At 24.7% G+C, this 12,433-nt stretch carries 11 protein-coding genes; 1 reads left to right on the forward strand and 10 read right to left on the reverse strand.

Annotated elements, in window-relative coordinates:
• Genes ACA134_RS09125 through ACA134_RS09160 form a run of 8 tightly spaced genes read right to left on the reverse strand, consistent with a single transcriptional unit; the run spans nt 1 to nt 8,920 of the window.
• Nucleotides 1–1,635 (reverse strand): glycosyltransferase family 2 protein, encoded by a 1,635-nt coding sequence (locus ACA134_RS09125; RefSeq protein WP_409200106.1) that lies wholly within the window; start codon nt 1,633–1,635, stop codon nt 1–3.
• Nucleotides 1,636–1,639: 4 nt separating this feature from the next.
• Nucleotides 1,640–3,121 (reverse strand): glycosyltransferase family 2 protein, encoded by a 1,482-nt coding sequence (locus ACA134_RS09130; RefSeq protein WP_409200107.1) that lies wholly within the window; start codon nt 3,119–3,121, stop codon nt 1,640–1,642.
• Nucleotides 3,122–3,133: 12 nt separating this feature from the next.
• Complete coding sequence (locus ACA134_RS09135) at nt 3,134–4,285, reverse strand: glycosyltransferase (RefSeq protein ID WP_409201100.1); 1,152 nt, start codon at nt 4,283–4,285, stop codon at nt 3,134–3,136.
• A complete protein-coding gene (gene rfbB, locus ACA134_RS09140) occupies nt 4,282–5,286 on the reverse strand; it encodes a dTDP-glucose 4,6-dehydratase (RefSeq protein ID WP_409200108.1) in 1,005 nt (334 codons plus the stop codon). The genes ACA134_RS09135 and rfbB overlap by 4 nt, the downstream gene beginning before the upstream one ends.
• A gap of 8 nt (nt 5,287–5,294) precedes the next feature.
• Nucleotides 5,295–5,852 carry a dTDP-4-dehydrorhamnose 3,5-epimerase gene (rfbC, locus tag ACA134_RS09145; RefSeq protein ID WP_409200109.1) on the reverse strand — a complete coding sequence of 186 codons (558 nt, stop codon included), beginning with the start codon at nt 5,850–5,852 and terminating at the stop codon, nt 5,295–5,297.
• A gap of 4 nt (nt 5,853–5,856) precedes the next feature.
• Nucleotides 5,857–6,729: a glucose-1-phosphate thymidylyltransferase RfbA gene (gene rfbA, locus ACA134_RS09150; RefSeq protein WP_409200110.1), complete on the reverse strand. Its 873-nt coding sequence runs from the start codon at nt 6,727–6,729 to the stop codon at nt 5,857–5,859.
• 33 nt (nt 6,730–6,762) lie between these two features.
• A complete protein-coding gene (gene rfbD, locus ACA134_RS09155) occupies nt 6,763–7,599 on the reverse strand; it encodes a dTDP-4-dehydrorhamnose reductase (protein ID WP_409200111.1) in 837 nt (278 codons plus the stop codon).
• A gap of 1 nt (nt 7,600) precedes the next feature.
• Nucleotides 7,601–8,920 (reverse strand): UDP-glucose dehydrogenase family protein, encoded by a 1,320-nt coding sequence (locus ACA134_RS09160; protein ID WP_409200112.1) that lies wholly within the window; start codon nt 8,918–8,920, stop codon nt 7,601–7,603.
• A gap of 100 nt (nt 8,921–9,020) precedes the next feature.
• Between ACA134_RS09160 and ACA134_RS09165 the strand changes: the two genes are divergently transcribed.
• Nucleotides 9,021–10,268 carry a nucleotide sugar dehydrogenase gene (locus ACA134_RS09165; protein ID WP_409200113.1) on the forward strand — a complete coding sequence of 416 codons (1,248 nt, stop codon included), beginning with the start codon at nt 9,021–9,023 and terminating at the stop codon, nt 10,266–10,268.
• Here ACA134_RS09165 and ACA134_RS09170 read toward each other — a convergent pair.
• Complete coding sequence (locus ACA134_RS09170; protein ID WP_409200114.1) at nt 10,265–11,065, reverse strand: hypothetical protein; 801 nt, start codon at nt 11,063–11,065, stop codon at nt 10,265–10,267. The genes ACA134_RS09165 and ACA134_RS09170 overlap by 4 nt on opposite strands.
• Nucleotides 11,066–11,074: 9 nt before the next feature.
• Complete coding sequence (locus tag ACA134_RS09175; RefSeq protein ID WP_409200115.1) at nt 11,075–12,280, reverse strand: DUF2264 domain-containing protein; 1,206 nt, start codon at nt 12,278–12,280, stop codon at nt 11,075–11,077.
• Between the last annotated feature and the right edge of the window lie 153 nt (nt 12,281–12,433).

Here is a 12,433-nt window from a genome sequence, read left to right on the forward strand (position 1 = left end):
TTAACCTAAATAAACCTTTTTAATAATTTCTATAAGTTTTTCTGTAGAATTTTTTATAAATTCATCTTTATCTATTTTGAAAACATTTTCTAAATTATTATTTTTAATCTTCTCAAAAACCTCTTCATTACATGTTAAAATAATATCATAATCATTAATATTATCGAAATTATCTTCATAGCTATCTAAAATTAAAATTTTTATTAAATTTAACCTAGATACTGATTTTTTAGTATTATAATTTAGAGTAAATGATAATAAAATATCTACTTCATTACCTAAGAAGTAATCATCCATATCACAAATTAAATTAAAGTCATAGTTATTAGAATTTAAATCCTTAATTAAACTTGTTAATAAGTTATTTATATTATTTTCTGATATTATTGAGAAATTTAGTTTTTCTTCTGTTAAAAAATTCTTATGATTAATTTTATCATTTAAAATGTCTTTAAATAAAATATCTCCCCATTTGTCTTTAAATAAGGATATATTTTTGAAATTTATCTCATGAACTCTCTCATCATTAATTCTAGTTGCTGATTCATGATGAAATAATAAAGCAGAAGGGCAATAAAAGGTTTTATAATTATTTGTATATAATTTAAAAGCAAAATCAATATCTTCATATCCATAAAAATAACCTTCATCTAACCCACCTAAGTCTAGATAAAGTTTTTTAGGTACAAGTAGAGTGGCTGCAGTATTTGATATAGATTCTTTAAGTTCATTAACTTTATGTGAGAATATCATGGTTAAAAACATATTCTCATGATAAGGACCATAAATATAAGGAGTCATCTCTTCTCTAAATTTAACTCCTGCATGTTGAATTGAAAAAGAAGTTTCTTGATTTTCCATATTAAATGTATATGGAAATACAAGCTTAGCTCCAACTGCTCCAACATTTTCATTATTAAGCATTACGCCCATTAATTCATTTAGCCATCCAAAAGTAGGCTCGATATCATTATTTAAAAGTAATAAATATTCCCCATTAGCTATTTTAGCTGCATCATTATTACCTTGAGAAAAAGACACATTAATATCATTTTTAATAATTTCAATAGGTAAATCTTTAGAAAATTCTTCTAAAACATTTAAAGAATCATCTGTTGATGCATTATCAACAACAATAATCTCATAGTTATTATAGTTTGTTTTTGATGCAAAATCTGTAAATAATCTTTTTAAGTGTTTTGAACCATTTCTATTTAAAACAATAATAGAAACTAATGGTTCATCTTCAAAAGTGCAATTATTTAAAAATAAAGAATTAACATTAATTAATCTTTCTTTAGCTATTTCAGCTGGGCTTTTAAGAAAAATATGTCCTTGTTCTCCTTCTAAAATATAATGTACTAAAGGATTTATATTAATATCTGGATGTTTCTGTTCATAGCTATATAAATCAAAATGAGGACTAGGATATTTCTTCTCATCATAACCAAAAAATAAAAAATGTTCTAATGGATCAATGTCTGATTCTGCAATATGAGGATAATTAGATAAATAAAATTCTTTATCAAAAAGACCTAATTCCATAATTTTATCATATGAATCATAATATTTTTTAGCTAAATTAAAATCAAATTTAGACCTTTTTAGAAATTTTAAAAAAGAAATATCTCCCATAATCTTACCTTTTAATTAATCCTAAAAAACTATTTTTAGATTTACTTGATTTTTCTCTAAGAATATTGTTTTCCTGATTAAGTTTATTAATTATATTATCTTTTTCATTAAATAAATTATTTAAATCTAACTTATTTAAAATATTTAATTCAAATTCAAAAGTAATATTAGAAATGTTTTTATCATCACCTATATCTAAAATATAACAAGGATCAAGTGTTGTAAAAACTTGTGTTTCATCATTTAAGCTATTTAAAGAGTTAGAATCTTGAATATTGATATTATTTTTATTTGATTCAATATTAACTATTTTACATTTTATAAAGACCTGTTCAATAGGATCAAAACGTAAATTAACAATGTTTTCAAAATTACTTAAATCAAAACTAATTTTATTATGTCTTTTAAGTTCATATTTAATAGCTATTTTATCATTCTCATTAAATCCTTTGCCATTATCAATATAAAGATTAGCTATTGAATTTACATAAGCTAAATTATCAAAATACTTAAATTTAGCTAAAAACGTTTCATTATCATATTTATTTAAGTTTAAAAGTTCTTCATCATATAAATAATCAGGTTTAAAAGATTTAAAGGTTTTAAAATCTTCAATAGAAAATTCATCTATAAACCTTCTAATCTTATCTAAAACTTCTTTTTCTTCTCCAATATACCAATCATAATGGAAAATCCAAAAGAGAATATCATTAGTATACTTTAAAGCTAATATATTAAGATATTTAGAATAATCAAAGTGTTCTTTTTTCAATTTAAAAATATTAAAAACAATATTACATAAATCTAGGCAGTTTTTAAGAGATATTGAAGTAGAAATTGATGAATCATCCCCACTACGCCTATAATAATATTTAACCTCAGAGTTTAGATATATTTTATTAGAATTTAAAATTGTATTTAATATAGCTATATTATCTTCGTAATATCCTGATGGGAAGTCTAAAAACTTAGCTAATTTTTTTGTAAAAATTTTATTCCAAGCAGAAACTAAAAAAATTAATTGAGGAAATTCTTTTAAGTTATTAATGATTTTATCTTCTTTAATATTAAGTTGATGTAAATCTAAAGGAATATTTTTTGAATCATTTGAGAAAAATTGTGAATTATAAACTAAAAGATCACAATCATTATCTTTTATTTTTTTAAGTGAATTTTCATAAGTATCATCAGATATATAATCATCACTATCTAAAAAGTTAATAAAATCTGAGCTTACTTCTTTTAGGCCAACATTACGAGCATTACCAAGTCCTTGATTTTCTTCTAATTCAATTATTTTAAATGAATCATATTTATCTGCATATTCATAAACTATTTCCATACTATTGTCTGTTGTACAGTCATTAACAATAATAACTTCAATATTCTCAATTCCTAATGTTTGATTAACAACTGAATCTAAACATTGTCTAAGATATTTTTCTGTATTATATACTGGAATAATAACGCTGATTAAATATGACATAAATTAAATTCCTTATTTTTTAAAAATATTTTTTATTTTATTTGGAAAATCTGCATTTTTAGATTGTAATTGATTTAAATCATTTAATAATCTTTCATTTTCAGATTTTGTATCATTATATAAATTTTCATAATGATAAGATAAAAATTCATAATATAACATTTTATATCTAAGTTCAAATTCTACTCCGTTATTCGATTTAGAAATAGCTTCATAAAAAACCCTATCATCAAAATGCCATTTTTTTAAGCATTCTTTATCAACTTGATTTAAATCAAATTTTTCATAATATTCACTTATTAATTTAAAATAATCATTCCTATATTGTTCATTTAATCTAATATAGACAAATTTAATATTTACAATTAAATACATTAAAATGTCTTGTTTTAACTCTTTAAAAAGATCTTTTTCTTTCATTACATTTAAAAAAATAGTCAATATTTTAAAAATATCATAAGAACCTTCATCACCAGTTGTAGAAATTGATTTATCTCTTATTCTGTAAAAATAAAAAGATTTTCTACATATTGAAACTTTCTTTGCATTTAAAAAAGTTGGAAAGAAAAAAGCTATATCTTCATAATTAAGGCCTTCTTCAAAATGAGCATTAATATCATTTAAATAAGAAGTTTTATATAATTTATTTACAGGAGAATGAGCTATTTTAAATAATACATCTTTAACATCAATATATGTAAAAATTTCTTCGTTGAATTTAGAATCAATTACTTCTAAAGAATTATATTGTGTTTGATAAACTTCTGATGTATCTTCATCATAAAATTTAAAAGGAAACATTAAAATATCTAAATCTTTTAATTTAGAGAATCTAAATAATAATTCAAATGCATCAGTTTCTACCCAATCATCAGAATCAATAAAGGATGTATATTCTCCAGTTATATGTTTCATTCCAGCATTACGTGCTGAACTTAATCCACCATTTTCTTTGGTGATAATTTTTATCCTATTATCTTTTAATGCATATTCTTCAAGAATAGCTAAAGAATTATCTGTAGATCCATCATTAACACAAATGATTTCTATATCTTTTAATGTTTGATTAATTAAACTATCTAAGGATTTTCTTAAATACTTTTCAACATTATAAACAGGTACAACTACTGATACTTTAACATTTGAAGAAATAAAATCACCTATAAATCATACATTTTATTATAATATTCCATGTATTCTCCAGATTTTACATTATCCATCCATTTTTGATTATCTAAATACCATTGAATTGTTTCTTTAATACCTGTTTCAAAAGTATATTTAGGTTTCCACCCTAATTCATTTTGTATTTTTGATGAATCAATTGCATAACGCTTGTCATGACCTAATCTATCTTTAACAAATTTAATCAAAGATTCATCTTTATTTAAAGAACTTAAAATAAGTTTTACAATTTCAATGTTTTCTTTTTCATTATTACCACCAATATTGTAAATCTCTCCTAATTCACCTTTACGCAAAACTAAATCTATGGCAGTACAATGATCATAAACATGTAACCAATCTCTAACATTTTTTCCATCACCATAAACAGGTAATTGTTTATTATCTAATGCATTTGAAATCATTAAAGGTATTAGTTTTTCGGGAAATTGATAAGGCCCATAATTATTAGAACAACGTGTAATATTTATTGGCAAGTCAAATGTTTCATGATATGCTCTAACCATTAAATCTGCTCCAGCTTTAGAAGAAGAATAAGGACTATTTGGTTGTATTGGAGTTTCTTCTGTAAAATATCCTGTCTCACCAAGTGTTCCATATACCTCATCAGTTGAAACTTGTAAAAATTTTTGAATCTTATGTTCTTTAGCAGCGTCAAGTAAAACTTGAGTACCTAATATATTAGACTTTATAAAGATTTCAGGATCTTCAATACTTCTATCAACATGGCTTTCAGCTGCAAAATTTATAACAAAATCAACATTAGATACTAATTCATTAACTAATTTTTTATCTTGAATATCACCTTTAACAAAAGAATAATTATCTTTATCTTTAATATCTTCTAAGTTCTCAAGATTTCCACAATAAGTTAAAGCATCTAAATTTATAAATTCATCTTCTGGATATTTATCTATCATATATTTTAAAAAATTACTACCAATAAACCCTGCTCCACCTGTAACTAATATTTTTGACATAAAATCCCCTAATAGCTTATATTTGTATCTTTAAGTGTTTTCCATAATTTATCTTTATCAGATAAACTAACTTCTTCAATCTCATTTAATGGCCATTCAATATTAATATCTGGGTCGTTCCAAATAATTCCACCTTCATCTTCAGGATGATAAAATTCTGTACATTTATAAACAAATTCAGCTTCATCAGATAAAACTAAAAATCCATGTGCAAATCCTTTAGGAATAAAAAGCTGTTTTTTATTTTCATCAGATAAAATAGCTCCAACCCATTTTCCATAAGTTTTTGAACCTTCTCGAAGATCTACTCCCACATCAAAAACTTCTCCTTTTATGACTCTAACAAGTTTTCCTTGAGGATAATTAACTTGAAAATGAAGACCTCTTAAAACTCCTTTTGAGGATTTTGATTGATTATCTTGAACAAAAGTTAAATCATAACCTTCATTTTTAAAATCATTTTCATTAAATGTTTCCATAAAATAGCCTCTGTTATCTCCAAAGACTGCTGGTTCTACAATAAAAACTCCATCAATTTCAGTATCAATAAAATTAAATTTTCCCATAATATCACCTAATACTTGAAGCTAAATTAAATAAATATTGCCCATAATCTGTTTTTTTAAGAGCTTCTGCTTCTTCAAGTAATTTTTCTTTATTAATATATCCTTTATTATAAGCTATTTCTTCTAAACATGCAATATAAAGACTTTGACGTTTTTGAACTGTTTCTATAAAATTTGCAGCTTCAAGTAATCCTTGATGAGTTCCTGTATCTAACCAAGCCATTCCTCTTCCAAGTAATTCCACTTTAAGTTTACCTCGTTTAAGGTATTCTTCATTAACAGAAGTTATTTCTACTTCTCCTCTTGGAGATGGTTTAACATTTTTTGCAATTTCAATTACATCATTATCATAAAAGTAAAGACCTGGAACAATATAATTTGATTTTGGCTTTTCTGGTTTTTCTTCAATAGATATAACATTTCCATTATCATCAAATTCTACAACACCAAAAGCTTCAGGATTATTTGTATAATAACCAAAAATAATAGCTCCTTCTTCTAATTTAGTAGATTTTTCAAGTATTTCTGTGAACCTATGGCCATGGAAAATATTATCTCCTAAAATAAGAGCTACATTATCATCTCCAATAAAATCCTCACCTACAATAAAAGCTTCAGCAAGACCATTTGGTTTTTCCTGAACTGCATATGAAAAAGAAATTCCAAAATCACTACCATCGCCTAATAAATCTTTATATAATGGTAAATCTTTTGGAGTGGATATAATTAGTATTTCTTTTATTCCTGCAAGCATTAGAACAGATATTGGATAATAAATCATTGGTTTATCATACAATGGTAATAATTGTTTTGATACTGCTTTTGTTATTGGATATAATCTAGTTCCAGAACCACCAGCTAATACAATCCCTTTCATAATAATTCCTCATATAATTAATTATTAAAATTTTTATTTAACTAAACTTAAATATTCTTCAATAGCTTCTTTATAAGACCTTAAAGGTTCAAACCCATTTTCCTTCCAGAGATTATTTGCTAAAACTGAGTATTTAGGTCTTGGTGCAGGTCTTGGAAACTCTTCTGTTGTAACTGCTTTAACTTTTGTATCAATATTTGAAAGTTTAAAAATTAATTTTGTAAAATCATACCAAGAACAATATTCTGAATTAGTTAAGTGATAAAGTCCATAAAAATCAGTTTTTATAAGTTTAGAAATAGCTGTAGCTAAATCAAGTGTAAAAGTAGGGCTTCCAACTTGATCATCTACAACAGATATTTCATCATGATTTTGTGATAATTCTAACATTGTTTTTGGAAAACAATTCCCATGAACTCCATATAACCATGCAGTTCTAAGAATGAAAAACTTATCTAAAATTTCTTGAATAGCTACTTCAGCTTCTAATTTAGTCTCACCATAAACACTAATTGGATTAGGTACATCAGTTTCTTTCCAAGGTTTATCATTGTCCCCATTAAAAACATAATCTGTACTTATATGAACTAAAGGAATATCAAATTCTTTACAAGCTAATGCTAAAATTTTAGGTCCCTCACTATTAATTTTAAATGCTAAATCTTTATTTTCTTCACATCCATCCACATCAGTATAAGCTGCAGAATTAATAATAATGTCTGGTTTATGGTCATCTACAAAATCAAATGTTGCTTTTTTATCTGTGATATCTAATACATCAACATCTGTAGCTATTATTTCTTCATCTTTAAGAACTTCTTGTAAGTCTGTACCTAACATTCCATCTGCGCCTGTAATTAAAATTTTCATATTAACACCCTATTTGATATAATTCAAAATTATTTTCTTCAATAAACTTTCTATTATAAATATTTCTTCCATCAAAGATAATATTATTGCTTAAATTTTTAGATAATTCTTCAAAATCTAAAAGTCTAAATTCTTTCCATTCTGTAAGCAATATTAAAGCATCTGCATCTTTAATAGCTTCATTCTTATTTTTAAAATAACTTATATTATTATTTTCACCAAAAACATTTTTAAATGATCTTATAGCTTTTGGATCATATGCCTTGATTTTTGCACCAGAATCAATGAGATTTTTAATTAAATCTATAGAAAAAGCATCTCTTACATCATCTGTTTCTGCTTTAAAAGATAATCCCCAAATTGCAAATGTATATTTACTTAAATCTTTACCAAATCTATTGAAAATCTTGTTAATTAGTATATTTTTTTGATTTTCATTAACTTCTTCGACACTATTTAGTAAAATTGGAGAATAATCATTTTCTTTTGCAACACTAATTAATGAGCGAATATCTTTTGGAAAACAGCTTCCTCCATATCCACAACCAGCATATAAATAGTCATATCCAATTCTTTTATCACTACCAACACCTATTCTAACATTTTTAATATTAGCACCAGTTTTCTCACATATATTAGCTATTTCATTCATAAAAGAAATTCTAGTTGCAAGCATTGCATTAGAAGCATATTTTGTCATTTCTGCACTTTTTACATCCATAAAAATTAGCCTATCATGATTCATCACAATAGTATTATAAAGTTCTCTAAGAGTTTCTTGAGTTTTATTAGATCCTCCACCAATAATAATCCTATCTGGACGCATAAAATCATTTACAGCATTACCTTCTTTTAAAAATTCTGGATTGAAAATGATATCAAAGTTTATTTCAATATTTCTTTTATTAATTTCATTGGAAATAATGGATTTAATTTTATCAGATGTTCCAATAGGTACAGTAGATTTTACAACAATAATCATTTCTTTTGAAATATTTTTCCCTATATTTGATGCAACATCATAAACATAGCTTAAATTAGCACTTCCATCATCATTCATTGGTGTTCCAACAGCTATAAAACAAATATCAGAACTATCTAAAGCATTTTTTAAATCATTTGTAAAAAATAGATTTTCTTTATTTTGATTATCTTCAACCATTTCTTTTAAATTAGGTTCATAAATTGAAATAATATTATTATTTAAATCGTTGATTTTTTCTATATCATTATCAACACAATATACCTTATTTCCCATTTCAGACAAGCATGTACCTGTTACTAAACCTACATAACCTGTTCCGATAATACTTATTTTCAAAATTAACACCTAGAATAAGAAAAATCATTTTTAAATATTATTAATTATTTATATTATCTCAAATATATATAATTATAATTAAAATTTTAAGAAGATTTTTATGAAAATTTGTATTATTGGGCAAGGATATATAGGGCTTCCAACTGCAGCTCTTTTTACAATGCATAATTGTGAAGTTACTGGAGTTGATGTTAATGAAGAAATTATAAATAAGCTTAAAGAAGGAATAGTTCATATTGAAGAACCAAAAATAGCTGATATAATTAAAAAAGCACTTAAAAAGAACTTATATCATCCATCTTTAAAACCTGAGAAGGCTGATGTTTTTATAATAACTGTTCCAACACCATATATACCTGAAACATATAGTTGTGATTTAAATTATGTGATTAGTGCTTGTGAATCTATTTTACCATATTTAAAAAAGGGAAATACAATTATAATAGAATCTACAATAGCTCCTATGTCAACTGATGATGAGATAAAACCTATTTTTGAAAAAGAAGGTTATGTAATAGGTGAAGATTTATATCTTGCACATTGTCCTGAAAGAGTTTTGCCTGGTAAGATCATTGAAGAATTAGTTCATAATGATAGGATTGTTGGAGGAATTACTCCCAAATGTTCTAAAAAAGCTAAAGAAGTTTATAAAAAATTTGTTGAAGGAGAAATAATAGAAACTGAAGCAAAAACAGCAGAATTATCTAAATGTATGGAAAATACATATAGAGATGTTAATATAGCACTTGCTAATGAACTTACAAAAATATGTGCAAAAATTGGAGTTAATGCATTAGATGTTATAAAACTAGCTAATAAACATCCTAGAGTAAATATACACTCACCAGGCCCTGGTGTTGGAGGCCATTGTTTAGCGATTGATCCATATTTTATTTATGCTAAAGCTCCAAATGAAGCTAAAATGATTAAATTAGCTAGAGATATTAATAACAGTATGCCAAAATTTGTAGTTGATAAGACTATGGAGATTGTACCTGATAAAAAGTCAAAAATAGCTGTCTTAGGAGTTGCATATAAAGGAAATACTGGAGATGCAAGAGAATCTCCTGCACTTGATATAATATCCTTACTTGAAAAAGAAGGATATAATATAGCTATTCATGATCCACACATAGAAAATAATGATTATTTTAGCCTAAAAGATGCTTGTCATGATGCATCACTTATTTTAATACTTGCAGATCATAATGAATTTAAAAATTTAGATTATAATTTAATAAAAAATAATATGAAAAATGCTATAATCTTTGATACAAAAAATATAATTAATTATGTTCCTGAAGATGTTAAATTAATTAATTATGGTAACTTAAGTGATTTAAACTAAAACCAAGCTACGAATTTATATTTTCGAGTAAAAATAGCTAGTTGTTTTTTAGTTCCTTCAAATTCAACTTTATTATAATTTATTTTCTTTTTATCTAATGCTTTAAAGAGTTCATTAACAGTATTTTTCTCACCAAGTCTTTCATAATCATCAACAATTATGATAAACTCTTCACTTAGATTATCTAATAAGTTTAATATATTAGATCGAGGATATGATTGGTCATAACCATAAGGCCCATCAATTATTATTAAATCAAATTTATCATTTGAGATTTTATTTGAAAAATCTTTATATTTTAAACTTTTAGTAGAATTAAAGTTATATTCATCTGTATCTATTTGAATTAACTCTAAATTATCTGATGTATCTAAATTTTTTGAAAATAAATTAATCCATTCTTTATCACTTTCGATAATTTTAACTTTTAAATTAAAAAAATTAGCATATTGACTTGTAAGCTTACTAGTTTGGCCTAAACCAAGTTCTAAAATATTTTTAGGATTAGCTTCATCTAAAACCCTATATAAAACATATAAAAATGAATAAGAAGCAGAACTTTTATTTAAAGAAAAATTTTGTTTAGTTAACCATTTTGAACCTTTTATAGTATCATTAAACCTATGAGCATATAAAATTTCTTGGTTATATAAATTATTTTTATAAATTAATTTTTTTAATTCATCTATTTTATCATTAGAGTCTTGATTATTCTTATTTTCATCATGAAAATTTTTATAATGTTGATAGCTATCACTTTTTTTTAGAACTTTTTCTTTTAAAAAATCAAAACTCATAAAATCACTTTAAAAATCAATGAATTTATCAGCATCTACTGGTTTACCATTCCATGCTTTAAGATTTGTCCACTCACTATATGGTTTTGACCAAAATGGATCATCAATAGGTAAACCTAAAGGTAGGAAAATTGTAGAGCATAAATAAAGACTTCCAGTATTTATATAATCCTCAGAAATATCTAATTGCTTTCCATTAAAACCAACAGATAACCATCCCTTCTTATCAAAATTTTGATCATCTTCAAATTGTTTTTTAATAATAAGTGTAAATGCTGATCTTATTTGAGCAGGATCGATGTTTTTAGGTAGTATTTTCATAAGTGAAGATTGTGCAAGTGAGTGGAAAACTCCTGTACGATAAGAAATAGATCTGCCAATAACAGGGTATGTGCCTTCTGGAGATATTAATCTTTCAAGTTCTGCAGAATACCTACTTGCTCTTTTAAGTTCTAGTTCTAAGAAATCCTCTTCATCAAAACCATATTTTCTCATAACTTTTAATATATCAATTAGCATTGGATGAATAACTAAGCTATTATAGTAATCAAATCTAAAATTTACACCATCAGAATAAAGGCCATCACCTTTATACCATTCATTTTTAAATTTATTAACTCCATATATTAATCTATTAAAATCACATTCACCAGTAAATTCTAATAGAGCTGCTTCTATTATTGAAGTAAATAATAACCAGTTATTTTCATAAGGAGGTGTTTTTCTTGTTCCTTTAAGTTCTTTAATAATTTTTGATTGAGTTTCTAATGAAAGGTTAAACCATATTTGATTTTTCGCTCGAAGTAATCCTTGAGCTAGAAATGCTGCTTCAACTAATGATTGTTTGATTTCATGAAAAAGAACATAATCTTCTTTATCAGAAGAAACTAAATTGTTTAAACCTTTTAATGTTAAATCCCTATAATTTTCTCTTATTTTTCCTTCTGATGTTTCATCAGGCCCTAATTCTAACCATGGAGCTATTCCACAAAATAATCTTGCAAATGCTTCAAATGATGGAGATCTGATTCTTTGTGAACTTATACATTCATCAGGTATATTTTTTTTAAGAGAATCATTTTTTAAATTGGATAATACTGGAATAGCTATTTTTTGTAGTGTTTTCACCCAAAAAATTCTATCTTCTTGTGGATAGTGTTGTGTTTCAATAGGTTTATCCTCTTTTTTAAATCTTCCAAATATAGATTTACTCATACTAGTAAATTTTATTAAACTAATATATAAAGTTTAGAACAGCTAATTATTAAATTAATTTTAAATGATTTAAATATAGAAAAAAAGTATTAAATTATCTTAAATTTAAATAAAAATAAATAATGAATTAGTTTTTAAAGATAAATTATATGA

Origin of the sequence: Methanobrevibacter sp. DSM 116169 (assembly GCF_046197865.1) — an archaeon.
Lineage (GTDB): Archaea > Methanobacteriota > Methanobacteria > Methanobacteriales > Methanobacteriaceae > JAHKLT01.

Bases quoted from the DNA above. Each gene is read 5' to 3' on its own strand.
- ACA134_RS09125 (WP_409200106.1), bottom strand. From the start codon at position 1,635: ATGGGAGATATTTCTTTTTTAAAATTTCTAAAAAGGTCTAAATTTGAT.
- ACA134_RS09130 (WP_409200107.1), bottom strand. From the start codon at position 3,121: ATGTCATATTTAATCAGCGTTATTATTCCAGTATATAATACAGAAAAA.
- rfbB (WP_409200108.1), bottom strand. From the start codon at position 5,286: ATGTCAAAAATATTAGTTACAGGTGGAGCAGGGTTTATTGGTAGTAAT.
- rfbC (WP_409200109.1), bottom strand. From the start codon at position 5,852: ATGGGAAAATTTAATTTTATTGATACTGAAATTGATGGAGTTTTTATT.
- rfbA (WP_409200110.1), bottom strand. From the start codon at position 6,729: ATGAAAGGGATTGTATTAGCTGGTGGTTCTGGAACTAGATTATATCCA.
- rfbD (WP_409200111.1), bottom strand. From the start codon at position 7,599: ATGAAAATTTTAATTACAGGCGCAGATGGAATGTTAGGTACAGACTTA.
- ACA134_RS09165 (WP_409200113.1), top strand. From the start codon at position 9,021: ATGAAAATTTGTATTATTGGGCAAGGATATATAGGGCTTCCAACTGCA.
- ACA134_RS09170 (WP_409200114.1), bottom strand. From the start codon at position 11,065: ATGAGTTTTGATTTTTTAAAAGAAAAAGTTCTAAAAAAAAGTGATAGC.
- ACA134_RS09175 (WP_409200115.1), bottom strand. From the start codon at position 12,280: ATGAGTAAATCTATATTTGGAAGATTTAAAAAAGAGGATAAACCTATT.